The sequence below is a fragment of the Enterobacter sp. C3_dUdeg genome, assembly GCF_057536195.1.
On sequence record NZ_BAAKFX010000001.1, the window covers coordinates 1253850 to 1280716 of the forward strand.

The following is a 26867-nucleotide window of genomic DNA, read 5'->3' on the forward strand; positions in this document are numbered from 1 at the left end:
TGTTGTAACTAACGAGAGTGCTTATGGCGACCTACGATCTCCTCGAACGGCTGAACAGCACGTTTCGGGAAATAGAACACGAGCTCCTGACCCTGACCGAACGTTTGCAGAGCTGCCGTCTGCTGGCCGCGCGCGTCTTTACCCTGCCCGAGGTGGCCAAAGGGGCCGAGCACGACCCGCTGGACACCATCGCGGTTGAACAGCACATCGGCAGCGCCGCCCTTGAGCTGACGCTGAAGCACTATCGCCGCCTGTTTATCCAGCAGCAGTCAGAAAACCGCAGCAGTAAGGCCGCCGTGCGTCTGCCTGGCGTGATCTGCCTGCAAACCGATGCGACAACGCGCGACGCGCTGGAAAGCCAGATTACCCACATCAACACCCTGAAAGCGGCCTTTGAAAAGATCGTTACCGAAGAGTCCGGCCTCGCCCCTGCCGCCCGGTTTGAATGGGTGCACCGTCAGCTTCCGGGGCTGATTACCCTGAACGCCTATCGCACGCTGACGGTACTGCGTCATCCCGCCACGCTGCGCTTCGGCTGGGCGAATAAGCACATCATTAAAAACTTCACCCGGGATGAGATTCTGGCGCAGCTGGAAAAAAGCCTGAAGACGCCGCGCACCGTCGCGCCGTGGTCGCGTGAGCAGTGGATTGAGCGCCTGGAGCAGGAGTACCACAGCATCGCCTCACTCCCGGCGGACGCGCGCCTCAAGATAAAGCGTCCGGTGAAGGTACAGCCTATCGCCCGCGTCTGGTATTCCGGCCAGCAAAAACAGGTTCAGTATGCCTGCCCTACGCCGCTGATTGCGCTCTATGATGCCGATCGGGGGGCCATCGTGCCGGATATTGGTGAGCTTTTGAATTACGATGCGGACAATGTCCAGCACCGTTACAAACCTCAGGCGCAGCCGCTGCAGCTGATTATTCCGCGGCTGCACCTGTACGTGGCGGGATGACTATTTCAGGCTGCCGACCATCGCTTCCGGGCGAACCCAGGCGTCGAACTCCGCCTCCGTCAGATAGCCCAGCGCCAGGGCGGAGGCTTTCAGCGTCAGCCCCTCTTTGTGCGCTTTTTTAGCGATCTCGGCGGCCTTGTCGTAGCCGATATGGGTATTCAGCGCCGTCACCAGCATCAGGGATTCGTTGAGCAACTGGCTGATACGTTCGCGATTCGGCTCAATCCCTACCGCGCAGTGCTCGTTAAAGCTCTCCATACCGTCCGCCAACAGACGAATCGATTGCAGAACGTTGTGGATCACCATCGGGCGATAGACGTTCAGCTCGAAGTTGCCGGACGCACCGCCCAGGTTGACGGCCACGTCGTTGCCCAACACCTGACAGCAGAGCATGGTCATGGCTTCGCACTGGGTCGGGTTCACTTTACCCGGCATGATGGAGCTACCCGGCTCGTTTTCCGGAATCCTGATTTCACCGATGCCGCAGCGCGGACCCGAGGCCAGCCAGCGCACGTCGTTGGCGATTTTCATCAGCGAGGCCGCCAGCCCTTTCAGCGCGCCGTGGGTGTGGACCAGCGCATCGCAGGTCGCCAGCGCTTCAAACTTGTTGGGCGCCGTGACGAACGGCTGTCCGGTGATGTTTGCCAATTCCTCCGCCACGCGCACCGCGTATTCTGGATGGGTGTTTAACCCGGTCCCGACCGCCGTTCCGCCGAGCGCCAGCTCCGCCAGGTGCGGCAGGCTGTATTCAATGTGCTTCAGGTTATGTTCCAGCATCGCCACCCAGCCGGAAATCTCCTGGCCGAGCGTCAGCGGCGTGGCGTCCTGCAGGTGCGTACGGCCAATTTTGACGATGTCGCGGAAGGCCTGCGCTTTCTCGTTGAGCGTGGCTTTCAGGACGTTAAGCTGCGGGATAAGCTGCTCGCGGAGAGCAATCACCGCCGCCACGTGCATCGCCGTCGGGAAGACGTCGTTGGAACTCTGGCTTTTGTTGACGTCATCGTTCGGATGGACCTTACGCTCCATGCCGCGCACGCCGCCAAGCAGTTCGCTGGCCCGATTTGCCAGCACTTCATTCATGTTCATGTTGCTCTGGGTGCCGGAACCGGTCTGCCAGATGGCGAGGGGGAATTCGTCGGGATGCTTGCCCGCCAGCACTTCGTCGGCGGCGTTGATGATGGCGGTCGCTTTGTCTGCCGTCAGCAGGCCTAAATCCTGGTTCACTTTCGCGGCGGCGCGTTTGGTGAGCGCCAGCGCCTGAATCAGCGAGACGGGCATTTTTTCGGTCGAAATACGGAAGTGCTCCAGCGAACGCTGGGTTTGTGCGCCCCAAAGCTTGTCGGCCGGGACGTCGATGGCGCCCATCGAGTCTTTCTCATGGCGTACCGTGGTCATTACTTTCTCCTTGATAACAAAAGAGGGATTGCTCACATGCTTAAGGGATAAGTATTGATGACTTCTGGGAAACGATATGGCGCTTTGTGCGCTCTTTTTGGTGTCGGGTTGCGGCTGCGCCTTACCCGACCTACGAGAATATAGGCCGGGTAAGCGTCAGCGCCACCCGGCAATTTACAGAATTACTTCACGCACGCCGAACACTGGGACGACTGGATCTGCTTGAAGAAGTCGTTGCCTTTGTCATCCACGAGGATAAACGCCGGGAAATCTTCCACTTCAATTTTCCAGATCGCTTCCATACCCAGTTCCGGGTATTCCACGCACTCCAGGCTCTTGATGCTGCCCTGCGCCAGAACCGCAGCCGGGCCGCCGATGCTGCCGAGGTAGAAGCCGCCGTGCTTGTGGCAGGCGTCCGTCACCTGCTGGCTGCGGTTGCCTTTCGCCAGCATGATCATGCTGCCGCCGTTGGCCTGCAGCTGGTCAACGTACGAGTCCATACGCCCTGCCGTGGTTGGGCCTAACGAGCCGGATGCGTAGCCTTCAGGCGTTTTTGCCGGGCCTGCGTAGTAGATCGGATGATCTTTAATGTACTGCGGCAGCCCTTCGCCGTTGTCCAGACGCTCTTTCAGCTTCGCGTGCGCGATGTCGCGGCCCACGATGATCGTGCCGTTCAGCGAGAGACGGGTCGAGACCGGATACTGCGAAAGCTGCGCCAGAATATCTTTCATCGGACGGTTCAGGTCGACGCGAACCGCTTCACCCTCACCCGCTTTGCGCAGCTCTTCCGGGATGTATTTGCCCGGATTGTTTTCCAGTTTTTCGATCCACACGCCTTCGCGGTTGATCTTCGCCTTGATGTTGCGATCCGCGGAGCAGGACACGCCCATCCCGACCGGACAGGAGGCACCGTGACGCGGCAGACGGATCACGCGCACGTCGTGGGCAAAGTATTTGCCGCCAAACTGCGCGCCGAGGCCCAGGTTACGCGCTTCTTCCAGCAGTTCCTGCTCAAGCTGCACGTCGCGGAACGCCTGGCCGTGCTCGTTACCTTCGGTAGGCAGGCCGTCATAATATTTGGTTGAGGCCAGCTTGACGGTTTTCAGCGTGCTTTCCGCCGACGTACCGCCAATCACAAACGCGATATGGTACGGCGGGCACGCCGCGGTGCCGAGGGTGCGCATCTTCTCAACCAGGTAGTTCTTGAGCTTGCCCGGGGTGAGCAGCGCCTTCGTTTCCTGGTAGAGATAGGTTTTGTTGGCTGAACCGCCGCCTTTGGCGATACAGAGGAATTTGTACTCGTCACCGTCGACGCTGTAGAGATCGATCTGTGCCGGCAGGTTGGTGCCGGTGTTGACCTCTTTGTACATATCCAGCGCCGCGTTTTGCGAGTAGCGCAGGTTATCTTCGGTGTACGTGTTGTAGACGCCGTTCGCCAGGGCCGCTTCGTCACCGCCGCCGGTCCAGACGCGCTGGCCTTTTTTACCGACGATGATCGCCGTGCCGGTGTCCTGACAGGTAGGCAGAACACCTTTCGCGGCGATGTCTGAGTTACGCAGGAACTGCAGGGCAACGTATTTATCGTTTTCGCTGGCCTGCGGGTCGCTGAGAATATCGGCAACCTGCTGCTGGTGCGCTGGGCGGAGCATAAACGAGGCGTCGTGGAAAGCGTGCTGCGCCAGCAGCGTCAGCGCCTGCGGATCCACCTTGAGGATCTCTTGTCCTTCAAACTCAGAGACGGAGACGTGATCGCGGGTTAACAGGTAATACTCGGTCCGATCCTTACTGAGGGGGAAAGGATCCTGATAATGGAAGGGTTTATTCGACATTGGTCTCTCACTTACTGCTTCGGTCTGTTTATTCAGGGCAGATGTTCCGCTGCCCGGCTTAAAAGCGAGTCAGCTTATCCTACACAATTTTTTAACAAAAACTGAGACTAGTACGACTTTTTACATCCACAGGTTACTTCCATGAGGTTTATTGCTTTAATACCCGGAGTTAATTCCACAATTGAATCAGGGCTTGATAATGCAAAAACTCATTAACTCAGTGCAAAACTACGCCTGGGGAAGTAAAACTGCGTTAACGGATCTCTACGGTATCGCGAACCCGAACAACCTGCCGATGGCAGAACTGTGGATGGGGGCGCACCCGAAGAGCAGCTCAAAAATTGAAGACGCCAGCGGCCAGGTTCGCAGCCTGCGTGACGTGATTGACGCCGATAAAGCCGCGCTGCTGGGCGACAAGGTGGCTCAGCGCTTCGGCGAACTGCCGTTCCTGTTCAAGGTACTGTGCGCCGACCAGCCGCTCTCCATCCAGGTTCACCCGAACAAGAAAGCCTCTGAAATCGGCTTTGCGAAAGAGAACGCGGCGGGTATTCCGTTAGACGCCGCCGAGCGTAACTACAAAGATCCTAACCACAAGCCGGAGCTGGTCTTTGCGCTGACCCCGTTCCTGGCGATGAACGCGTTCCGCGAGTTTTCAGAGATCGTTTCTCTGCTGCAACCGGTCGCGGGTGCCCACAAGGCTATCGCCCACTTCCTTGAAAACCCGAACGCGGACGCGCTGAGCCAGCTGTTTGCCAGCCTGCTGAATATGCAGGGTGAAGAGAAATCTCACGCGCTGGCGGTGCTGAAAGCGGCTCTGGGCAGCCAGCAGGGTGAACCCTGGGAGACTATCCGCCTGATCTCCGAATTCTACCCGGACGACAGCGGCCTGTTCTCCCCTCTGCTGCTGAACGTGGTGAAGCTCAACCCGGGCGAAGCGATGTTCTTGTTCGCTGAAACCCCGCACGCCTACCTTCAGGGCGTGGCGCTGGAGGTAATGGCTAACTCCGATAACGTGCTGCGCGCAGGCCTGACGCCGAAATACATCGATATTCTTGAACTGGTTGCCAACGTGAAGTTTGTGGCGAAACCTGCCGCGGAGCTGCTGACTCAGCCGGTGAAAAACGGCGCAGAGCTGGACTTCCCAATTCCGGTTGAGGATTTTGCTTTTTCCCTGCACGACCTGAGCCAGGCCGAAGCCGTCATCGCGCAGGAAAGCGCGGCGATTCTGTTCTGCGCCGAGGGCGAAGCGACGCTGCGCAAAGGCGAACAGCGTCTGGTGCTTAAGCCCGGTGAGTCAGCATTCGTTGCAGCCAGTGAATCACCGGTCAGCGTAAGCGGCGCCGGTCGCCTGGCGCGCGTTTTCAATAAGCTTTAAGCACTTACTGAATTTTTTAACAACTCTTGCTAAGCTAGATGCAGGCTTAATATCTCCAGGCGGTTTTTACCGCCTGGTTTCATTTTAGGGATAGTCGCAATGAAAAAATCGGTCGTAGCGGTTGGAGTGATTGTAGCGTTAGGCGTGGTCTGGACGGGTGCCTCCTGGTTTACCGGGAAACAGCTGGAAGGCCGTCTGGCTGAGATGGTGGCGCAGGCTAACGGAGAGATTAAGCGCAGCGCGCCGGAGGCGGGCCTGGAGCTGAGCTACCAGAATTATCATCGCGGCGTGTTTACCAGCCGTATGCAGCTGGTGGTAAAGCCAGTGGCCGGTGCTGAAAACGGCTGGCTGAAACCGGGTCAGAGCGTGGTGCTGGACGAGGTGGTGAGCCACGGTCCGCTGCCGCTGGCGCAGCTGAAGTCCTTTAACCTGATCCCGTCGATGGCGTCCGTTCATACCGTGCTGGTGAATAACGACGTCACCAAACCGCTGTTTGACCTGGCGAAGAATGAATCGCCTTTCGATATTAATACCCGCATCAGCTATGCCGGTGACACGAGCTCCGATATTGCTCTGAAAGCGCTGAACTACGAGAAAGAGAATGAGAAAGTCGCCTTCAGCGGCGGTCACTTCAAACTTGACGCTGACCGCGACGGAAAGGTGTTCTCCCTGACGGGTGAAGCGGAAAGCGGCCTGGTCAATGCCGTGAACGAATATAACCAAAAGGTTCAGCTCACCTTCAACAACCTGAAAGCCGACGGCAACAGCCGAATGACCGATTTCCAGGAGCGTATCGGCGATCAGAAACTCTCTCTCGACAAGGTAGCCATTGCGGTTGAAGGAAAAGAGATGGCCGTGCTGGAAGGCATGGACGTCAACGGCAAATCCGACGTTTCCAAAGACGGTAAAAGCATCAACACGCAGCTGGATTACACGCTGAAGAGCCTGAAGGTGCAGAATCAGGATCTGGGCACCGGCAAGCTATCGCTGAAGATCGGCAATATCGACGGCCAGGCGTGGCACGAGTTTAGCCAGAAATACAGCAAAGAGAGCCAGGCGCTGCTGACCGATGCCGCACTCCAGCAGAACCCTGAGGTGTATCAGCAGCAGGCGATGGCGGTACTGTTCAACAACCTGCCTGTCCTGCTGAAAGGCGAGCCGGTGATCACCGTTGCGCCGCTGAGCTGGAAAAACAGCAAAGGCGAAACCAGCTTTAACCTGTCGCTGTTCCTGAAAGATCCGGCAACCGCAACGGGTGAACCGCAGACGCTGGCGCAGGAAGTGGATCGCAGCGTGAAGTCGCTCGACAGCAAGCTGACCATCCCGATGGATATGGCGACCGAGTTTATGACCCAGATTGCGAAGCTGGAAGGCTACGGCGATGAAGACGCTGGCAAGCTGGCGAACCAGCAGGTGAAAGGTCTGGCGGCAATGGGCCAGATGTTCCGCATCACTAAAGTGGAAAACAACACGATTTCCACCAGCCTGCAGTACGCCAACGGCCAGGTAACGCTGAACGGCGACAAGATGCCGCTGGAAGACTTCGTCGGCATGTTTGGTATGCCGACGCTGGGGATGCCGGAACCGGTTGAACCCGCAGCGCCAGCCGAACCGGCGGCACCGCAGCAGTAAACGGCAAAACCCCTCGCATGAGGGGTTTTTTATTGCCCGCTAACTTTTCCATCCAGCAAGGAAATCCAGCAGAAGCGCGTTCACTTTCTCTGGCTGCTCCTCCTGCGGCAGATGGCCGCACTCATCAATCCCCTGCGCCCGCAGGTTCTCCGCCATTTCGGCCCAGACGCTTTCCATATCGAAAAGCTTGCCGACCGCATGAAAATCATTACCCCACAGCGACATTACCGGGCAAGTAATTTTCACCTCAGCGTCAGCCATATCCTGCGCCACATCCTCTGCGTTGGCGCGATAGTCAGCCATTGCGCCACGCACGGCACCCGGTGCCTGATACGCCCGAACATAAGTGTCAAACGCCTCGCCGCTGATGGTCGACGGATTGTAGGTCCAGTCCGAGAAAAAGTGGCGCAGCCAGATATGCTCCCGACCCGCAATCAGCGCTTCCGGCAGGTCTGGCACAAGATGAAACAGGAAGAACCAGTACGCACGCGCAATCGACGCATTTAGATCGCGCGCCACAATACGCGTTGGCACGTTATCCATCACCACCAGTCGATCCACCAGCTCAGGGTAATCTTTTGCAAACCGCGTCGCGACGCGCGCGCCGCGATCGTGCCCTACCAGCACCACTTTCTGTAAACCCAGCACACGCATCAGTTCCCGGATGTCCCGCGCCATGTTGCGCTTATCATAGCCAGAAGCAGGTTTATCCGTTTCGCCATACCCGCGTAAATCCGGTGCAATCACGCGGTAGTGCCGGGACAGTACGGGTATCTGGTAGCGCCAGGCATAGTTTGTTTCAGGAAAACCATGCAGGAGAATAACCGGTGCGCCTTCACCCTCTTCAACCACAAACTGACGGATACCGTTTGCCATTACGGTGTAACTTTTCATGCTCGTCACCTCACTTTATTTCAGCAGAGGCACGTTGGCCGCACGTTGATAAGGACCGTAATCGACAGGATTCCAGCTATAGCCCTGCTGCCAGGCGGTGATATGACCGATACCGGGGAAAGGCAGATGCGCCGCGGCCATCCACTCACCGTCTTTCGCCAGCGCGTTAAATTCCTGCGCCCGGGATGAGATGGCTTTTTTCGGATCGACATCAAAGCGAATAGACACTTCAGGGTGCGGGAACTGGACGGCAGGAGCATGAATCAAATCCCCAATGAAGTTGATAGCCGTTCCCTGCGACGCGAAGCGATAAACGGTACTGCCAGGCGTATGCCCGATGGCATATGCCGTCTGGACTTCCGGGACAGGCGAAGCTGGCGGGACGAAGGTTTTAAGGTGCCCGGCGGCTTTATACGCAGACAGCGCTTGCCTGGCGATAGCGAAATACTCCCTCGCATTAGCCGGCGCGCTCGCTTCTTTTGCGGGGTCAAGCCAGTAGTCGGCCTCACCCTGCGGTACGTAGACGGTGGCATTGGGGAACAATGCTTTACCCTCTGCATCGCTCAGGCCGCACACGTGGTCAAGATGCAGGTGGGTCAGAAAAATGGTATCGACCTGCTCGGGACGGTACCCTGATGCGTTCATATTGCTGACCAGCTGGCCGGCCGTTTCCGCCATGCAGTGGCCCCCCCCGCTGTCAATCATGACCAGGTGTTTACCGGTATTCACCAGAAAGGCGTTGAAGGCGGTAGGCATGCGTTCGGCATCAACTTTATGTTGAGCCAGCAGTTCGCGAACCTTGTCGCCTGAGAGCCCATGTAGTAAGGCAGGCGAAAGATCGTTATAGCCGTCGAACAGCGCCGTTACCTCATATTCCCCGACCGCCAGACGATAATAGCCCGGAACCTGCTGTTTCACCTGTGCCGGGGCATCTGCCCACGATGTGCTTGCCAGGAGCAGGCCGCTGAGCGCCAGAACCGTTTTCAACTTTTTCATCTTCACTCCAGATTGATATTTTTCAGGTTGTGAAGAGACTATGGCAGCGTAACGATAAATAATGTAGATATGTACTTTGATAAGTCAGCATAACGAAAATCGATGCAATGAAACTGGAAGATGTTGAAGTGTTTGTCGAAGCCGTCAAGGCGGGTAGTCTGGCGGGCGCCGCGCGTCGGCTCTCTGTGAGCGCCATGGCGGCGTCACGGTCTCTTAATAATCTTGAGGCTGAACTGGGGGTCAGGCTGGTGCACCGCACCACGCGTTCCCTGTCACCCACCAGCGATGGGGCCGTTTTTTTGCCCCATGCGCAGGCGTTGCTGGAAGATAAAAATAACGCGCTTGCCGATCTGTTTCCCGAAGGGACGCACCTTTCCGGACGCCTGCGTATTACCGCCTCAGCGGGGTTTGGCCGTAAGATCGTTGCTCCCATGCTGACCCGGTTCATGCAGCAACATCCCGCCCTGCAGGTCGATTTACTCGCCACCGACGAACAGGTTGATATTGTCGGAAAAGGCATAGACGTGGCGTTACGCATTGCGCCGCTGCGCGATAACCGGCTGGTTGCCCATCGCCTGTGTCACAACCCTCGCGATCTCTGCGCCAGCGCGGCGTATCTTGCCGCGAATGGCTATCCAAAATCGTTTAACGATCTGGCGGCACACAGCTGTCTGACCACGTCAGATACCGTCCACTGGTCATTCGAACAGGGTGAACAGCGCTACAAACAAAAGGTGTCGGGCCGATTCTCCGCGAACTCCGTTGAGGCAATTTTCGAAGCCTGCCTCGGAGGGTTGGGGATCGCCAATTTATCCCGCTGGTACGTAGAGCCGGCGTTCAGTGAGGGTAAACTCGAGCGGATCGTTCTTGAGGATGCCCAGCCGGAATCGCTGGCCGTTTGGGCGGTCTACCCGACCTCACGGCTGATCCCGGCAAAAGTAAGAAAATTTGTGGAAGCGCTGGAAGCCGAACTGTTGCTCAATCCGCTGACGCAACCCACCTGATATTATTTCACCGTCACTAACCGCGCCGCCACAATCTGGTGCCCGGCCTGAACGTCCGTGTTGTCGATGCGCTGCATGATCCTGTCCGCCAGCGTGTAGCCCATCTCTCGCGCAGGGGTGGTGGCCCAGACGATCGGCAGATCGTCGAGCGCGTTTTCACCGACGTCGGCGAACGCCCCCAGCGCCACCTGATGGCCGAAGAAGGTTTCCACCCCGCCCTCGCCGCTCTGACGCCCGGCGCGGATCAGGCCAAACCAGGCGCCCATAGCAATCACCTCGTTGTAGCAAATCACGGCGCTGATCGTCGGACTGCTGCGCAGCAGCGCGGCTATCGCTTCCGCCGCTTTCTTCTGGCTGGATTCACACTCCACGACCCATTCGCTGTGGAACGGCAGGCCGTATTTAATCAGCGTCGCGCAGTAGCCGCCGACCCGCTCGGCGCGGGTCAGGGACGAGCTTTTCCCACCCAGCCAGGCAATGCGCTGATGTCCGCGACGAATAAGATGTTCGGTCAGCATTTGCGCGGCCTGCATGTTATCCGGTCGCAGCGTATCGGCCTCGTCCAGATAGCTGGCACGCGAAGCAAACACCAGCGGCACGCCTTTTTCGGCGGCGCGCTCGCACAGCTCGCTGCCCACGCCCGACGCCCCGGCGACGATCACCCCGTCCACCCCCTGATTCAGCAGCATATCGAGCCGGGAGAGAAGCTGATCGGCCTCGCGACCGCCGTGCAGAAGAAAGACCATCCGCCCCTGCGCTTCAAGCGCTTCGGTTAACCCTGCGGTCAGCTCCGCATAGAAAGGTGACGTCAGGTCGCGGACAATCAGGCCAATCACCCCGCTTTGCCCGCCGCGCAGCGCCGACGCCTGACGGTTACGCACAAAACCCAGCTGCTCAACCGCCTCGTTAACCCGCTGACCGGTCGCAGGAGAGATGCGCCCTTTTCCGCTTAGCACCAGAGAAACGGTGCTGACGGAAACGCCCGCCGCCAGCGCGACATCGTTGATGGTGATTTTTTTCGCTACAGCCATGTGTTGGCGTGACTCCCTGAAATGAGATCGGTAAAACGTTTTATCAATACGTTATCTTTATACTACCAGTCAAAGCCTGAGAATGTGATTTAGCGCGCACTAAAATTTGATAAAACGTTTTATCTTCTCGCAGCATTGAAGCAGGCAAACTGATTTTAACAATAAAGGAGTCGTTTTATGACGGCGAAAGCAGCACAAAAAATATCGCTGTGGGAATTTTTCCAGCAACTGGGTAAAACCTTTATGCTGCCCGTGGCACTCCTCTCGTTCTGCGGGATCATGCTCGGGATCGGCAGCTCGCTGAGCAGTAAAGACGTCATCACGCTGATCCCGTTCCTCGGTACCCCGGTGCTGCAGGCGATCTTCATCTGGATGAGTAAAGTCGGCTCCTTTGCGTTTAGCTTCCTGCCCGTGATGTTCTGTATCGCTATCCCGCTGGGCCTGGCGCGCGAGAACAAAGGCGTCGCGGCGTTTGCCGGGTTTGTGGGCTACGCCGTGATGAACCTGGCGGTTAACTTCTGGCTGACCGCGAAAGGCATTTTGCCGACCACCGACGCTGCCGTACTTAAAGCCAACAACATTCAGAGCGTGATCGGTATCCAGTCTATTGATACCGGGATCCTCGGGGCGGTGATCGCGGGTGTGATTATCTGGATGCTGCACGAGCGCTTCCATAATATCCGGCTGCCGGATGCCCTGGCCTTCTTCGGCGGTACCCGCTTTGTGCCGATTGTTACCCTGGTGGTGATGGGTCTGTTCGGTTTAATCATTCCGCTGATCTGGCCGGTCTTTGCGATGGGCATCAACGGTATTGGCCGCATCATCAACGGCGCGGGAGATTTCGGTCCGATGATCTTCGGCACCGGCGAGCGGCTGCTGCTGCCGTTTGGCCTGCAGCATATCCTGGTGGCCCTGATTCGCTTCACCGAAGCGGGCGGTACGATGGAGGTGTGCGGTCACGACGTGAGCGGCGCGCTGACCATCTTCCAGGCGCAGCTGAGCTGCCCGACCACCCACGGCTTCTCCGAAAGCGCCACCCGCTTCCTGTCTCAGGGTAAAATGCCTGCCTTCCTCGGCGGCCTGCCGGGTGCCGCGCTGGCGATGTACCACTGCGCTCGCCCGGAAAACCGTCATAAAATTAAAGGCCTGCTGATTTCCGGCGTGATCGCCTGCGTCGTGGGCGGTACCACCGAACCAATCGAATTCCTGTTCCTGTTCGTCGCACCGGTGCTGTACCTCATCCACGCGGTGCTGACCGGTCTGGGCTTTACCGTGATGGCGGTGCTGGGCGTGACCATCGGCAACACCGACGGCAACGTGATCGACTTCGTGGTGTTCGGGATCCTGCACGGCCTGTCCACCAAGTGGTACCTGGTGCCGGTCGTGGCGGCTATCTGGTTTGCGGTTTACTACGGCATCTTCCGCTTCGCCATCACCCGCTTTAACCTGAAAACGCCTGGCCGCGATACCGATACGGCGAGCAGCGTTGAACAGGCGGTTGCCGGGACCGTGGGCAAATCCGGCTATAACACACCGGCCATTCTGGCGGCGCTGGGCGGCGCGGATAACATCACCTCGCTGGATAACTGCATCACCCGCCTGCGTCTGTCGGTGGCGGATATGTCAAAAGTGGATACCAACGCCCTGAAAGCCAACCGGGCCATCGGCGTGGTACAGTTAAATCAGCACAATTTGCAGGTGGTTATCGGCCCGCAGGTCCAGTCGGTGAAGGATGAGCTGGCAACCCTGATGCGAACAGTTGAAGCCTGATGCCTCAGCCCCCTCTCATGAGGGGGTTTTACTTTAAGGACTCACGTCATGTTTGATTTTTCTACCGTCGTGGATCGACACGGCACCTGGTGTACGCAGTGGGACTACGTCGCCGACCGCTTTGGCGCGGCCGATCTGCTGCCTTTCACCATCTCGGATATGGATTTCGCCACCGCGCCCTGCATTACCGACGCGCTGCATCAGCGCATCAATCACGGCGTGCTGGGCTACAGCCGCTGGAAGAACGATGAGTTTCTCGCCGCCGTCGCGCACTGGTTCCAGAAGCGCTTTAACAGCCAGATTGATACGGAAACCGTCGTTTATGGTCCTTCCGTTATCTACATGGTGTCAGAGCTGATTCGTCTCTGGTCACACCCCGGCGACGGCGTGGTGGTACACACCCCGGCATACGACGCGTTTTACAAAGCCATTGAAGGGAATGCGCGTCATGTGGTGCCCGTGGAGATGGAAAAGCACGCAGCAGGCTGGCAGGGAAATATGGCGGCGCTGGAAGCGGCCCTGGCGAAACCTGAAAACAAAATTTTACTGCTTTGCAGCCCGCAAAACCCAACCGGCAAGGTCTGGACGCGGGACGAGCTGACGCAGATGGCGGAACTGTGCGCACGCTATGACGTGGCGGTTATCAGCGATGAAATTCATATGGATATGGTGTGGGGAGAGCATCGTCACACGCCGTGGAACGCGGTGGCGCGCGGCAAATGGGCGCTTCTCACTTCCGGCTCGAAAAGCTTTAATATTCCAGCGCTGACGGGCGCTTACGGCCTGATTGGCGATGAACAGAGCCGTAACGGTTATCTTAGCGCGCTAAAAGGCCGGGACGGACTCTCTTCCCCTTCCGTGCTGGCGCTGACGGCGCATATCGCCGCCTATCAGCAGGGATCGCCGTGGCTGAATGCCCTGCGGGGCTATCTGGAAGAGAATCTGTTGTATATCGCGCAGGAAGTAAACCGCGCCTTTCCGAAACTGAACTGGCAGCCGCCCGAAGCGACCTACTTGGCCTGGATTGACCTGCGCCCCCTGAACATTGACGATCAGGCGCTGCAAAAAGTGCTGATCGAGCAGCAAAAAGTCGCCATCATGCCGGGATATACCTACGGCAAAGAGGGAAACGGCTTTGTTCGCCTGAACGCCGGCTGTCCGCGCAGCAAGCTTGAACAAGGGGTGCAACGCCTCATTGCCGGGATTAACACGCTCCTGTAATCAATTTGCGCAACGGAATATTCCCTTGCGCAAATAGCTTTTTACCCCGTTTTGTTTTTATAATATGGCGCACTTTAACCAGAAAAGAGTGCGACCATGATTGATACACGCCTGCCTTTAACTGATATTCATCGTCACCTTGACGGTAACATTCGTGCCCAAACCATCCTCGATCTTGGCCGCCAGTTCAATTTAACGCTTCCTGCTCAGACGCTTGAGTCTCTGATCCCTCACGTACAGGTAACCTCCAATGAACCGGACCTGGTCAGCTTCCTGAGCAAACTCGACTGGGGCGTGAAGATGCTGGCCTCGCTGGATGCCTGCCGCCGCGTGGCGTTTGAGAACATTGAAGATGCGGCCCGTAATGGCCTGCATTACGTCGAGCTGCGCTTCTCGCCGGGCTATATGGCGATGACCCACAGCCTGCCCGTTGCAGGCGTGGTGGAAGCCGTGATTGAAGGCGTGCGCGAAGGGTGTAAAACCTTCGACGTTCAGGCCCGTCTGATTGGCATTATGAGCCGTACGTTCGGCGAAGCCGCCTGCCTGCAGGAGCTGGAAGCGCTGCTGGCCCATCGCGATGCCATCACCGCCGTCGATCTGGCTGGTGACGAGCTGGGCTTCCCGGGCAGTCTGTTCCTCTCCCACTTCAACCGCGCGCGCGATGCCGGCTGGCACATTACCGTACATGCGGGTGAAGCGGCTGGCCCGGAAAGCATCTGGCAGGCCATCCGCGAGCTGGGCGCCGAGCGTATCGGCCACGGCGTGAAGGCGGTAGAAGATCGCGCCCTGATGGATTTCCTGGCGGAGCAGCGTATCGGGATTGAGTCTTGCCTGACGTCTAACATTCAGACCAGCACCGTGGCAACGCTGGCGCATCATCCGCTGAAAACGTTCCTTGAGCACGGCGTGCTGGCCTCGCTGAACACTGACGACCCGGCGGTTCAGGGCGTGGATATCATCCACGAATACAACATCGCCGCACCGCAGGCGGGTCTGAGCCGTGAGCAGATCCGTCAGGCGCAGATCAACGGGCTGGAGATCGCCTTCCTGACGCCTGAAGAGAAACAGGCGCTTAAAGATAAAGTGGCTCGCGGTTGAGCATTTGCCGGGTAGCGGCTACGCCTTACCCGGCCTACAACAGCCCTTAAAGCTTATGCCAGACAGAGCGTGGCGCGATGTTTGGCAGATTCAATACCCAGCTCAATCAGTTCCATAATCTGAATCGCCTGGCCGGCCGGAACCGGATTTTCGCCCGTGCCGTTCAGCGCATCGCGAATGCCCGCATAATAGGCCGGATAGTTGCCCGGGATCGTCAGCAAGGTCTCCTCTACCAGTTCCTCACCTTCCACCCGCGTGACCACGCCGTCGCGCATATCATAGCCCCAGTCTTCCTGCGGCAAACGTTCACCGCTTTTCAGCCGGTCCTCCTGCGGATCGAGGCCAAACTTCACGTAGCTCCCGCGCGTGCCGTGAATGATGTAGCGGGCCGATTCCGCGGCCGCGACCATCGTGCCGTGCAGCACAATCCGCCGCTGCGGGTAGCTGAGCACCGCGTGGAAGTAATCGGTCGTCTGCGCTCCGGGCCGGAGCTGGGCCAGATCGACCGTCATGCTCACCGGCAGACCAAAAAGATTGACGGCCTGATCCAGCAGATGCGGGGCTAAATCGTACCAGATGCCGCTGCCCGGACCGGCCTGCTCGCGCCAGCGGTTTCGTACCTGCGGACGGAAGCGGTCAAAGTGCGATTCAAAAAAGAGGATCTCCCCTAGCGTGCCTTCACTGAGAAGCCTTTTTACCGTCAGAAAGTCGCTGTCCCAGCGGCGGTTATGGAATACCGACAGCAGCCTGCCCAGACTTTTTGCCAGCGCATCCAGCTCGCGAGCCTGAGACAACGTGACGGTAAAGGGCTTATCGACTACCACGTGCTTACCGGCTTCAAGCGCGGCCTTTGCCAGCGGGAAGTGGGTGTCGTTCGGGGTGGGGATAACGATTAAATCAATATTTGGATCGTTGAAAAGGTGTTTTGGCTCAGAGACAACCGGCACGGAAGGCCAGTCGGCATGGACTTTAGCGGCATCGCTGCTGGATACCGCAGCCAGGGTCATCCCCGGCGTCCCGGCTATCAGAGGCGCATGAAACGTTTTGCTTGCATACCCGTAGCCGATAAGCCCAACGCGGATATTATCACTCATAGTGCCGTCCTCTTTTATGACGTTCTTATTTCACACTGGCTAGCCTGGCATTACCACAGATTAATAATGTGCCATATGACTTAAAATAGCAGGTTGTAGGGGTTGTTTTTGTTACATAGTATTAACCCACTGATTTTGTTTAAGGGAACCGTTCCCAAAGCGCTTGCCGTCGGGGAAACGTCGCTGTAACATTTGCGACCTGTATTTATGGATAAAGTACAACTACGAATCATGACGTCAATTATTAATCGAATCATTGAATTAGCGGGATGGATTGTCCTTGGGGTTTCGGTCATTTTGCTGGGCGTTGCCAGCCATATCGATAACTACCAGCCGCCGGAGCCTGTCACAGTCGCCCAACCTAAGTAACCGGTTACTGCAATAAAGAGTGACATAATATGTCAGTTACTTATTGCCAGCCCTGGTGAACACGGTTAACCTTCTCTTCCAGGCATCGTCTGATGCCTGAATTTCAGCAAAGAAAACTCCTAATTTCGTCGCGTTACCTGAGTGGGCTGTTTACGTCTTTATTAATCCGTTTATTATTCGAACGAATTACCTTAACTGGTATTACTCACTTTTATATGGAAACTTATTAATATGACAGTTCAGGACTATTTATTAAAATTTCGCAAGATCAATTCGCTTGAGAGCCTGGAAAAACTGTTTGACCATCTGAACTACACCCTGTCGGATAATCAGGACATCATTAATATGTATCGCGCTGCTGACCATCGCCGTGCGGAGCTGGTTTCCGGAGGTCGTTTGTTCAACGTGGGTGAAGTGCCTAAGTCCGTATGGCGTTACGTTTTATAAGAAAGTAGCCATCCGCGCGAAATGTTATATACTCTCCGCCCTGCAAACTGGCTGTACAACATTTCGCGCAGATTATGGGAGAGTTCATGACCGCAACGCCTGGAGAACGCATTGGAGGCTGGTTAATCGCCCCACTGGCATGGCTGCTGGTTGCCTTATTAAGCGCATCACTTGCGCTGCTGCTGTATACCACCGCACTGATTACCCCTCACGCCATCCAGACCCTGATGTCGCAAAGCGTGCTGAGTATTGCGATGTGGTTTGTGTCGTTCGTTTTCGCGATTGGTATGTGGTACTACACCCTGTGGTTGACCATCGCCTTCTTTAAGCGCCGCAAAAGTGTACCTAAACACTACATTATCTGGCTGCTGATTTCGGTTCTGCTGGCGGTTAAAGCCTTTGCTTTTTCGCCCGTATCAGACGCTCTGGCCGTTCGTCAGCTGCTTTTCCCGTTACTGGCGGCCGCGCTGCTGGTCCCCTATTTCAAACGTTCGACGCGGGTAAAAAACACCTTCGTGAACCCGTAATAACCTTACAGATAACCTGTTGTCGCCTGCGTGAGTTTGTCCGATAATAGGCGGCTTTTTTATTTCAGGCTAAATAATGACCGATTACTTACTGCTCTTTGTCGGCACCGTGCTGGTTAACAACTTCGTTCTGGTGAAGTTCCTTGGCCTGTGCCCGTTTATGGGCGTGTCCAAAAAGCTGGAAACGGCGATGGGCATGGGGCTGGCGACAACCTTCGTCATGACGATGGCGTCCATCTGCGCGTGGTTGATTGATACCTGGATCCTCATCCCGCTGGGGTTAATCTATCTTCGTACGCTGGCTTTTATTCTGGTCATTGCGGTTGTTGTGCAATTTACTGAAATGGTGGTGCGTAAAACCAGCCCGGCCCTCTATCGCCTGCTGGGTATCTTCCTGCCGCTGATCACCACCAACTGCGCCGTTCTCGGCGTTGCGCTGCTGAACATCAACCTTGGCCATAACTTTATGCAGTCGGCGCTGTACGGTTTTTCCGCCGCCGTCGGTTTCTCATTTGTTATGGTCCTGTTCGCGTCGATTCGCGAGCGTCTGGCGGCAGCGGATATCCCTGCGCCCTTCCGCGGTAACGCGATTGCGCTGGTGACCGCGGGTTTAATGTCTCTGGCCTTTATGGGCTTTAGTGGTCTGGTGAAGTTGTAATGAATGCTATCTGGATTGCCATCGCCTCTATCAGCGTCCTGGGGTTGGTGTTTGGCCTTATCCTGGGTTACGCCTCCCGCCGTTTCGCGGTAGAGGACGATCCTGTTGTTGAGAAAATTGATGAGCTTTTGCCGCAAAGCCAGTGCGGGCAGTGCGGTTACCCGGGCTGCCGTCCCTACGCCGAAGCGGTAGGCATTCAGGGTGAAAAAATTAACCGCTGCGCCCCCGGCGGCGAAGCGGTGATGCTGAAAATCGCGACCCTGCTTAACGTCGATCCGCAGCCCGTTGATGGCGATGCGGAGGTGCAGGAGCCGGTTCGCGCCCTCGCCGTGATCGACGAGGCAAACTGTATCGGCTGTACCAAATGTATTCAGGCCTGCCCGGTTGACGCCATTGTCGGCGCCACCCGCGCCATGCACACCGTCGTGGCGGACCTCTGCACCGGCTGTAACCTCTGCGTGGCCCCCTGCCCGACGCAATGTATCGAGCTGCGCCCGGTTGAAACGACTACCGAAAGCTGGAAGTGGGATCTTCAAACCATTCCGGTTCGCATCATTCCTGTGGAACAACATGCTTAAGTTATTTTCTGCTTTCAGAAAAGAGAAGATTTGGGACTTTGACGGCGGTATCCATCCGCCAGAGATGAAAACCCAGTCCAACGGCACGCCGCTGCGTCAAATTCCGCTGGCGACGCGTTACGTCATGCCGCTCAAACAGCATATTGGCGCTGAGGGCGAGCTGTGCGTGAAAGAAGGCGATACGGTTCTTCGCGGTCAGCCGCTGACCTTTGGCCGTGGACGTATGCTGCCGATACACGCCCCTACCTCCGGTAAAGTGGTGGCGATTGCCCCTCATACGGTGGCTCATCCGTCCGCGCTGTCGGAGCTGAGCGTGATCATTGAAGCCGACGGCGAAGACCGCTGGATCGATCGTGACGGCTGGAGCGACTACCGCTCCCACAGCCGCGAAGCCCTTATCGAGCGAATTCATCAGTTCGGCGTCGCCGGGCTGGGTGGCGCGGGCTTCCCTACCGGCGTCAAGCTGCGCGGCGGTGGCGATAACATCCAGACGTTGATTATCAACGCCGCCGAGTGCGAGCCGTATATCACCGCCGACGATCGTCTGATGCAGGATTGCGCCGCTCAGGTGGTGGAAGGCATCCGCATCCTGGCGCACATTCTGAAGCCGCGGGAAGTGCTGATTGGTATCGAAGACAATAAACCGCAGGCCATCTCGATGCTGCGCGCCGTGCTGGCGGGCAGTCATGATATTAGCCTGCGCGTTATCCCGACCAAGTACCCTTCTGGCGGCGCAAAACAGCTGACGCAAATTCTCACCGGCAAGCAGGTCCCGCACGGCGGACGCTCTTCGGATATCGGCGTGCTGATGCAAAACGTCGGCACCGCCTATGCGGTGAAACGCGCGGTGATTGACGGCGAGCCGTTGACCGAGCGCGTGGTGACGCTGACCGGCGAGTCGGTTTCCCGTCCGGGCAACGTCTGGGCGCGTCTGGGTACGCCGGTGCGCCATCTGCTGGAACAGGCTGAATTTTGCCCGGCCAGCGACCAGATGGTGATCATGGGTGGCCCGCTGATGGGCTTTACGCTGCCGTGGCTGGACGTTCCGGTAGTGAAAATCACTAACTGTCTGCTCGCCCCTTCCCCCACCGAAATGGGTGAAGAGCAGGAAGAGAAAGGTTGCATCCGCTGCAGCGCCTGTGCCGATGCTTGCCCGGCGGATCTCCTCCCACAGCAGCTTTACTGGTACAGTAAAGGCCAGCTGCACGACAAGGCAAAATCCCATAACCTGGCCGACTGCATTGAATGCGGCGCCTGCGCCTGGGTCTGCCCAAGCAACATTCCGCTGGTGCAATACTTCCGTCAGGAGAAGGCCGAGATTTATGCCATCTCCATGGAAGAAAAACGCGCCGCAGAAGCCAAGGCACGTTTCGAAGCGCGTCAGGCGCGACTGGAGCGCGAAAAAATCGCCCGTCAGGAACGCCATAAGCAGGCCGCCGTTCAGCCTGCCGGGAAAGATCAGGATGCGATCAACGCCGCACTGGCGCGCGTTCGCGAGAAAAAAGCCGATGCCGCCCAGACGGTGGTGATCCAGGCCGGGGAAAAACCGGATAACAGCGAAGCGATTGCCGCCCGCGAAGCGCGAAAGGCTGCGGCTCGCGCGCGTCAGGCGGAAAAAGCGCAAACGGTTCAGGCAGATACTGAGGTCGACCCGCGTAAAGCGGCCGTTGAAGCGGCGATAGCCCGGGCCAAGGCCCGCAAAGCTGGAGAGCAGCAGGTAGTCGTCGAGCAAGAAGCGGTCGACCCACGCAAAGCCGCCGTTGAAGCGGCGATTGCTCGCGCCAAAGCCCGTAAGGCTGCGCAGCAGGCGCCAGAGGCAGTATCAGAAGCAGAAGCACCACCGGTCGACCCGCGTAAAGCCGCCATCGAAGCAGCGATTGCCCGCGCCAAAGCCCGCAAGGCTGCGCAGCAGGCACCAGCGGCAGTATCAGAGGCAGAAGCACCACCGGTCGACCCGCGTAAAGCCGCCGTCGAAGCAGCGATTGCCCGCGCCAAAGCCCGTAAGGCTGCGCAGCAGGAAGAACAGCCGCAGGCCGCCAACGATGACCCGCGCAAGGCCGCCGTCGCCGCCGCCATTGCGCGCGTTCCGGCGAAGAAAGCCGCACAGCAAGCCGTAAACGAGGATTAAATGGTTTTCAGAATCGCAAGTTCCCCTTACACCCACAACCAGCGTCAGACATCGCGCATTATGATGCTGGTCTGCCTGGCCGCGCTGCCTGGCATTGCCGTTCAGTGCTGGTTTTTCGGCTGGGGAACCCTGTTCCAGATAGCCCTGGGCTGCGCCAGCGCCGTCGCGGCGGAAGCACTCGTCCTGAAGCTGCGTAAGATGGCGGTGTCACGCATTCTGGCTGACAACTCCGCGCTGCTGACCGGCCTGCTGCTCGCCATCAGTATTCCGCCGTTTGCCCCGTGGTGGATGGTCGTGCTCGGTACCGTGTTTGCCGTGATCATTGCCAAACAGCTGTACGGCGGGCTCGGCCATAACCCGTTTAACCCGGCGATGATTGGCTACGTGGTGCTGCTAATCTCCTTCCCGGTGCAGATGACCAGCTGGCTGCCGCCGCACGAGATTGCGGCCACGGTTCCGGGCTTTATGGATGCCCTGCACGTTATCTTTACCGGCCATACGGCGCTCGGCGCTGATATGAACGCCCTGCGCATGGGCGTGGACGGTATCAGCCAGGCGACGCCTCTCGATACCTTTAAAACGTCCCTGCATGCCGGGCACAGCGTTGATCAGATCATGAAATCCGCGATTTACAGCGGCATGCTGGCGGGTGCAGGCTGGCAGTGGGTCAACCTGGCGTATCTGCTGGGCGGCCTGTTCCTGCTGCAGCAGAAAGCCATTCGCTGGCATATTCCGGTCAGCTTCCTCGTGACGCTGGCGGTTTGCGCCACGCTGGGTTGGGTCTTCTCTCCTGAATCACTGGCCAACCCGCAGATGCACCTGCTCTCCGGGGCGACCATGCTGGGTGCCTTCTTTATCCTGACGGACCCGGTTACGGCGTCAACGACTAACCGCGGCCGCCTGATCTTCGGCGCGCTGGCGGGCCTGCTGGTATGGTTGATCCGCAGCTTTGGCGGTTACCCGGACGGCGTAGCGTTTGCCGTCCTGCTTGCCAACATTACCGTTCCGCTCATCGACTATTACACGCGTCCGCGCGTGTACGGCCATCGCTAAGGGTTTCGCCATGTTAAAAACGATGCAAAAGCACGGCGTCACGCTGGCTGTCTTCGCCGCGGTCCTGACCGGGCTGACGGCCCTGGTTAACACGTTAACCAAAACGACCATCGAAGAGCAGGCTTCAAAGCAGCAAAAGGCGCTGTTCGATCAGGTCATCCCGTCAGATTTCTACGATAATGATCTACAAAAAAGCTGCTTTGTGGTAGACGCGCCCCAGCTTGGGAAAGGCGCGCACCGCCTCTTTATCGCCCGTAAAGGGAATAGACCGGTAGGCGCGGTGATGGAAGCGACGGCGCCCGACGGCTATTCCGGCGCCATTCAGCTGCTTGTCGGCAGCGATTTCTCCGGCACTATTCTGGGTACTCGCGTGACGGAACATCATGAAACGCCGGGCCTGGGCGATAAAATTGAAACCCGTCTGAGCGACTGGATTTTGCACTTCGCCGGTAAAGTTATCCATGGCGAAGGTGATACCGCGTTTGCGGTGAAGAAAGATGGCGGCGAGTTCGACCAGTTCACCGGCGCGACCATCACGCCGCGCGCCGTGGTGAACGCCGTAAAACGAGCCGGGCTGTATGCTGAAACGCTGCCCGCGCAAATCAACAATCTTCCGGCCTGTGAGGAGTAATCATGAGCCAGGTTAAAGAGGTTATTGTACAGGGGTTGTGGAAGAACAACTCCGCGCTGGTCCAGCTTCTGGGGATGTGTCCCCTGCTGGCGGTAACGTCCACCGCCACCAACGCGCTCGGTCTGGGTCTGGCAACCACGCTGGTGCTGACGCTGACCAACCTCTCCATCTCCGCCCTGCGACGCTGGACGCCGTCGGAAATTCGTATTCCGATTTACGTCATGATCATTGCGTCGGTAGTCAGTATCGTCCAGATGCTGATTAACGCCTACGCGTTCGGTCTGTACCAGTCGCTCGGGATCTTTATTCCCCTTATCGTCACCAACTGTATCGTCGTTGGCCGTGCGGAAGCGTTCGCGGTGAAAAACAGCCCTGCCATGTCGGCGCTGGATGGTTTTTCCATTGGAATGGGCGCCACCTGCGCCATGTTCGTGCTGGGCTCGCTGCGCGAGATCCTCGGTAACGGTACGCTGTTTGACGGCGCAGATGCGCTGCTGGGCGGCTGGGCCAAAGCGCTGCGCGTTGAAGTGTTCCACACCGATACGCCGTTCCTGCTGGCAATGCTGCCCCCTGGCGCGTTTATTGGCCTTGGCATGATGCTGGCGATAAAATACCTGATTGATGAGAAACGTAAGCGCCGCGCGGCTGAGCGTAGCGTTCTGGAAGGGACACCCGAGAAGGCTTCATGAATAAAGAAAAGCGCATTGCGATCCTGACCCGTCTGCGGGACGAGAATCCGCACCCGACGACGGAGCTGAACTTTACCTCCCCGTTTGAGCTGCTGATCGCGGTGTTGCTCTCTGCACAGGCGACCGATGTGAGCGTCAATAAAGCCACTGCCCTGCTCTATCCGGTCGCCAATACGCCAAAAGCCATGCTGGAGCTGGGCGTGGAAGGCGTGAAGTCCTATATCAAAACCATCGGCCTGTTTAACAGCAAAGCCGAGAACGTCATTAAGACCTGCCGGATCCTGCTGGAACAGCACGGAGGCGAAGTACCGGAAGATCGCGCCGCGCTGGAAGCCTTACCGGGCGTGGGGCGTAAGACCGCGAACGTGGTGCTCAACACCGCGTTTGGCTGGCCGACCATCGCCGTGGATACGCATATTTTCCGCGTCTCTAACAGGACTAACTTCGCGCCGGGGAAAAATGTTGAGCAGGTCGAAGAGAAGCTGTTAAAGGTGGTTCCGGCCGAATTTAAGGTTGACTGTCATCACTGGCTGATTCTGCACGGCCGCTATACCTGTATTGCCCGTAAGCCTCGCTGCGGCTCCTGCATTATTGAAGATCTCTGCGAATACAAAGAAAAAGTGTATCCCTGATCGTCACAATCCCTTACCAAAAGAAGGGCTACCAGACACCCTTCTTTTGGCCGTTATTTGTCCGTATTTCATTCCCTCTGACCTGTCACTTGTTCGGTTGTTTAACGCTCAAACAGGTTAATACTTTTTTCATAGCCAAAAATTTCTATACATCTGTGATCGCGATCACCCTGATAACTTCATGTTGAATTTTTGTTGTCAAAATCCGCCTAAACCCTTTGTCTGACAAGATACTCTCCGTCCATCACCGAAGATAAGACCAGCTATTTTTCAGAATATGGCCCATATCACTGCATTAAGCGGCAAATAGCAGAACATATCGCCAAAAGCCGGTCGGGGTGGGTTAATGCCAGTCGAAAAAACTACCTTTACTCATCGTATGAAATTTAACGCTGAATAACATTTATATGAACCGACGATTATACCACTTCAGATATATGTAACAGTTTATTACAAACGTATTGCCAGATGGGGCAGGATAGTGAACATTACCCGCCGTTTCTCCTCCCAATATAACTATAAGGCGTATGGACTACGGCCATCGCGCTATGAACACCCCCGTTAATATGGGATGTAAAAAAAGAGGTATATGTGTCTACTGCAAACAATAAACCAACAGATGAAAGCGTGAGTCTTAACGCTTTTAAACAGCCTAAAGCGTTCTATCTCATCTTCTCTATCGAGTTATGGGAGCGTTTTGGTTATTACGGCCTGCAAGGGATCATGGCGGTTTACCTGGTAAAACAGCTGGGTATGTCCGAAGCCGATTCCATCACGCTGTTCTCTTCCTTTAGTGCTCTGGTGTACGGTCTGGTCGCTATTGGCGGCTGGCTGGGTGATAAAGTCCTCGGGACTAAACGTGTCATCATGCTGGGCGCCATTGTCCTGGCGATTGGCTATGGTCTGGTTGCATGGTCAGGGCATGATGCCGCTGTCGTGTATATGGGTATGGCGACGATTGCCGTCGGTAACGGTCTGTTCAAAGCGAACCCGTCCTCCCTGCTTTCTACCTGCTACAACAAAGACGATCCGCGCCTGGACGGTGCATTTACCATGTACTACATGTCCATCAACATCGGTTCGTTCTTCTCGATGCTGGCAACCCCATGGCTTGCGGCGAAGTTCGGCTGGAGCGTGGCGTTTGCGCTGAGCTTCGTCGGCATGCTGATCACCGTGGTCAACTTCCTGTTCTGCCGCAGCTGGGTTAAAGACTACGGTTCAAAACCTGACTTCGAGCCTGTGCATATGGGCAAACTGCTGGCCACCATCGTGGGCGTTGTTGTCCTCGCGGCAATCGCCACCTGGCTGCTGCACAACCAGGGTATCGCCCGTGCCGTTCTGGGCGTGGTTGCGCTGGGTATCGTGGTTATCTTTGCGAAAGAAGCGTTCGCCATGCAGGGTGCTGCCCGTCGCAAGATGATTGTGGCGTTCATTCTGATGCTGGAAGCGATTATCTTCTTCGTGCTGTACAGCCAGATGCCAACCTCACTGAACTTCTTCGCCATTCGTAACGTTGAGCACTCAATTCTGGGCATCGCGTTCGAGCCGGAACAGTATCAGGCGCTGAACCCGTTCTGGATCATGATTGGTAGCCCGATTCTGGCCGCTATCTATAACAAGATGGGCGACCGTCTGCCAATGCCGCACAAGTTTGCTATCGGTATGGTGCTGTGCTCCGGCGCGTTCCTGGTGCTGCCGCTGGGTACCAAATTTGCCACCGACGCGGGTATCGTGTCCGTTAACTGGCTGATCCTGAGCTACGCGCTGCAGTCTATCGGTGAACTGATGATCTCCGGTCTGGGTCTGGCGATGGTTGCACAGCTGGTGCCACAGCGTCTGATGGGCTTCATTATGGGTAGCTGGTTCCTGACCACTGCCGGTGCGGCAATCATTGCGGGTAAAATTGCGAACCTGATGGCTGTGCCGGAAAACGTCACTGACCCACTGGTCTCCCTGAACGTCTACGGTACCGTGTTCATGCAGATTGGTATCGCGACTGCGGTTATTGCAGTTCTGATGCTGCTGACCGCGCCGAAACTGAATCGTATGACTCAGGACGACGACAAGACGGCTGAAGCGACCAAAACCGCTACCGCGTAAGATTATTGAGAAACGACAGAACAGAAGCCGCTAATGTATTAGCGGCTTTTTTTTTGTCCGTTGGCGCACTAACATAGCTGAAACCTCAGCAAAAAGGAGTTACCGATGAAACTGTTCTACAAACCGGGCGCGTGCTCTCTTGCTTCCCATATCACCCTGCGCGAGAGCGGCAAAGATTTCACGCTGGATGGCGTTGATCTGATGAAAAAGCGTCTGGAAAATGGCGATGATTTTCTTGCCATTAACCCCAAGGGACAAGTTCCGGCGCTCTTGCTGGATGACGGTACTCTGCTGACCGAAGGCGTCGCGATTATGCAGTTCCTGGCCGATAGCGTACCCGATCGCCAGCTGCTGGCACCGGTGAGTACCATTTCTCGCTATAAGACGCTGGAATGGCTGAACTACATTGCAACCGAGCTGCACAAAGGATTTACGCCGTTGTTCCGCCCGGATACGCCAGAGGAGTTCAAACCAACCCTGCGTGCGCTTCTTGAGAAAAAGCTGCAGTACGTTAACGAATCGCTGAAAGACGAACAGTGGATTTGTGGTTCGCGCTTCACGATTGCCGATGCGTATCTGTTTACCGTGCTGCGCTGGGCGCGCGCGGTTAAGCTGAACCTGGAAGGGTTAGACCATATCGCATCGTATATGAAACGCGTGGCAGAGCGTCCTGCAGTGGCTGCGGCGCTGAAAGCGGAAGGGTTGAATTAACCGAGCTGCCTGTGTTGCCGGGTGGCGCTAACGCTTACCCGGTCTACACGTT

25 protein-coding genes are annotated in these 26867 nt (G+C 57.0%); 19 read left to right on the forward strand and 6 right to left on the reverse strand.

What is annotated here, in order from left to right; translation table 11 throughout:
- The first annotated feature begins 23 nt into the window (after window positions 1–23).
- The gene (gene tus / locus AC27FC_RS05875; protein WP_094935363.1) at window positions 24–953 is read left to right on the forward strand and encodes a DNA replication terminus site-binding protein; all 930 of its coding nucleotides are present in this window, start codon (window positions 24–26) and stop codon (window positions 951–953) included.
- On the opposite strand, the gene fumC is transcribed toward tus, so the two are convergent.
- On the reverse strand, window positions 954–2348 hold the full coding sequence (gene fumC / locus AC27FC_RS05880; RefSeq protein ID WP_094935364.1) for a class II fumarate hydratase: 1395 nt from the start codon (window positions 2346–2348) through the stop codon (window positions 954–956). It abuts the gene before it with no gap.
- Window positions 2349–2530: 182 nt separating this feature from the next.
- Window positions 2531–4177 (reverse strand): class I fumarate hydratase FumA, encoded by a 1647-nt coding sequence (gene fumA, locus AC27FC_RS05885; protein ID WP_094935365.1) that lies wholly within the window; start codon window positions 4175–4177, stop codon window positions 2531–2533.
- Window positions 4178–4376: 199 nt separating this feature from the next.
- Between fumA and manA the strand changes: the two genes are divergently transcribed.
- On the forward strand, window positions 4377–5552 hold the full coding sequence (gene manA, locus AC27FC_RS05890; protein ID WP_094935366.1) for a mannose-6-phosphate isomerase: 1176 nt from the start codon (window positions 4377–4379) through the stop codon (window positions 5550–5552).
- 99 nt (window positions 5553–5651) lie between these two features.
- Window positions 5652–7184, forward strand: coding sequence for a YdgA family protein (locus AC27FC_RS05895; RefSeq protein ID WP_094935367.1), 1533 nt, complete (start codon window positions 5652–5654; stop codon window positions 7182–7184).
- Between the two features lie 39 nt (window positions 7185–7223).
- Here AC27FC_RS05895 and AC27FC_RS05900 read toward each other — a convergent pair whose 3' ends face one another.
- Both AC27FC_RS05900 and AC27FC_RS05905 read right to left on the reverse strand, forming a co-directional pair.
- On the reverse strand, window positions 7224–8078 hold the full coding sequence (locus tag AC27FC_RS05900) for an alpha/beta fold hydrolase (protein WP_196354522.1): 855 nt from the start codon (window positions 8076–8078) through the stop codon (window positions 7224–7226).
- A 15-nt stretch (window positions 8079–8093) separates the two neighbouring features.
- Window positions 8094–9074, reverse strand: coding sequence for an MBL fold metallo-hydrolase (locus tag AC27FC_RS05905; RefSeq protein WP_094935369.1), 981 nt, complete (start codon window positions 9072–9074; stop codon window positions 8094–8096).
- Between the two features lie 107 nt (window positions 9075–9181).
- Here AC27FC_RS05905 and AC27FC_RS05910 point away from each other — a divergent pair, with 107 nt between their 5' ends.
- Window positions 9182–10078: a LysR family transcriptional regulator gene (locus tag AC27FC_RS05910; RefSeq protein ID WP_069302711.1), complete on the forward strand. Its 897-nt coding sequence runs from the start codon at window positions 9182–9184 to the stop codon at window positions 10076–10078.
- 2 nt (window positions 10079–10080) lie between these two features.
- Here AC27FC_RS05910 and AC27FC_RS05915 read toward each other — a convergent pair whose 3' ends face one another.
- Complete coding sequence (locus tag AC27FC_RS05915) at window positions 10081–11109, reverse strand: Mal regulon transcriptional regulator MalI (RefSeq protein WP_094935370.1); 1029 nt, start codon at window positions 11107–11109, stop codon at window positions 10081–10083.
- A gap of 177 nt (window positions 11110–11286) precedes the next feature.
- Between AC27FC_RS05915 and malX the strand changes: the two genes are divergently transcribed.
- From malX to add, 3 genes are all read left to right on the forward strand, one after another.
- Window positions 11287–12879: a maltose/glucose-specific PTS transporter subunit IIBC gene (gene malX / locus AC27FC_RS05920; RefSeq protein ID WP_029740306.1), complete on the forward strand. Its 1593-nt coding sequence runs from the start codon at window positions 11287–11289 to the stop codon at window positions 12877–12879.
- 48 nt (window positions 12880–12927) lie between these two features.
- Window positions 12928–14100, forward strand: a complete 1173-nt coding sequence (locus AC27FC_RS05925; protein ID WP_094935206.1) for a MalY/PatB family protein — start codon at window positions 12928–12930, stop codon at window positions 14098–14100.
- Window positions 14101–14196: 96 nt separating this feature from the next.
- Window positions 14197–15198 carry an adenosine deaminase gene (gene add, locus AC27FC_RS05930; RefSeq protein WP_033145337.1) on the forward strand — a complete coding sequence of 334 codons (1002 nt, stop codon included), beginning with the start codon at window positions 14197–14199 and terminating at the stop codon, window positions 15196–15198.
- A 53-nt stretch (window positions 15199–15251) separates the two neighbouring features.
- On the opposite strand, the gene AC27FC_RS05935 is transcribed toward add, so the two are convergent.
- Complete coding sequence (locus AC27FC_RS05935; protein WP_094935205.1) at window positions 15252–16292, reverse strand: oxidoreductase; 1041 nt, start codon at window positions 16290–16292, stop codon at window positions 15252–15254.
- Window positions 16293–16535: 243 nt separating this feature from the next.
- Here AC27FC_RS05935 and blr point away from each other — a divergent pair, with 243 nt between their 5' ends.
- From blr to gstA, 12 genes are all read left to right on the forward strand, one after another.
- The gene (gene blr, locus AC27FC_RS05940) at window positions 16536–16661 is read left to right on the forward strand and encodes a division septum protein Blr (protein WP_168112406.1); all 126 of its coding nucleotides are present in this window, start codon (window positions 16536–16538) and stop codon (window positions 16659–16661) included.
- 231 nt (window positions 16662–16892) lie between these two features.
- Complete coding sequence (gene ydgT / locus AC27FC_RS05945) at window positions 16893–17108, forward strand: transcription modulator YdgT (RefSeq protein ID WP_013096896.1); 216 nt, start codon at window positions 16893–16895, stop codon at window positions 17106–17108.
- A gap of 86 nt (window positions 17109–17194) precedes the next feature.
- Window positions 17195–17635, forward strand: coding sequence for a DUF2569 domain-containing protein (locus tag AC27FC_RS05950; RefSeq protein WP_048977467.1), 441 nt, complete (start codon window positions 17195–17197; stop codon window positions 17633–17635).
- Between the two features lie 76 nt (window positions 17636–17711).
- On the forward strand, window positions 17712–18293 hold the full coding sequence (gene rsxA, locus AC27FC_RS05955; protein ID WP_014883581.1) for an electron transport complex subunit RsxA: 582 nt from the start codon (window positions 17712–17714) through the stop codon (window positions 18291–18293).
- Complete coding sequence (gene rsxB, locus AC27FC_RS05960; RefSeq protein WP_094935204.1) at window positions 18293–18871, forward strand: electron transport complex subunit RsxB; 579 nt, start codon at window positions 18293–18295, stop codon at window positions 18869–18871. Before rsxA ends, rsxB begins: the two co-directional genes overlap by 1 nt.
- Window positions 18864–20999 carry an electron transport complex subunit RsxC gene (gene rsxC, locus AC27FC_RS05965; protein ID WP_196354528.1) on the forward strand — a complete coding sequence of 712 codons (2136 nt, stop codon included), beginning with the start codon at window positions 18864–18866 and terminating at the stop codon, window positions 20997–20999. The genes rsxB and rsxC overlap by 8 nt, the downstream gene beginning before the upstream one ends.
- Window positions 21000–22052: an electron transport complex subunit RsxD gene (gene rsxD / locus AC27FC_RS05970; RefSeq protein ID WP_196354530.1), complete on the forward strand. Its 1053-nt coding sequence runs from the start codon at window positions 21000–21002 to the stop codon at window positions 22050–22052. It abuts the gene before it with no gap.
- A 10-nt stretch (window positions 22053–22062) separates the two neighbouring features.
- A complete protein-coding gene (gene rsxG / locus AC27FC_RS05975; RefSeq protein WP_048977465.1) occupies window positions 22063–22683 on the forward strand; it encodes an electron transport complex subunit RsxG in 621 nt (206 codons plus the stop codon).
- Between the two features lie 2 nt (window positions 22684–22685).
- Window positions 22686–23372, forward strand: coding sequence for an electron transport complex subunit E (locus AC27FC_RS05980; RefSeq protein WP_023617347.1), 687 nt, complete (start codon window positions 22686–22688; stop codon window positions 23370–23372).
- Entirely contained in the window at window positions 23369–24004 is a 636-nt protein-coding gene (gene nth / locus AC27FC_RS05985; protein ID WP_008500570.1) for an endonuclease III, read from the forward strand. The genes AC27FC_RS05980 and nth overlap by 4 nt, the downstream gene beginning before the upstream one ends.
- Window positions 24005–24595: 591 nt before the next feature.
- Window positions 24596–26104, forward strand: a complete 1509-nt coding sequence (gene dtpA, locus AC27FC_RS05990; RefSeq protein WP_033145330.1) for a dipeptide/tripeptide permease DtpA — start codon at window positions 24596–24598, stop codon at window positions 26102–26104.
- Between the two features lie 105 nt (window positions 26105–26209).
- Window positions 26210–26815, forward strand: a complete 606-nt coding sequence (gene gstA, locus AC27FC_RS05995) for a glutathione transferase GstA (protein ID WP_048977464.1) — start codon at window positions 26210–26212, stop codon at window positions 26813–26815.
- Window positions 26816–26867 lie beyond the last annotated feature (52 nt).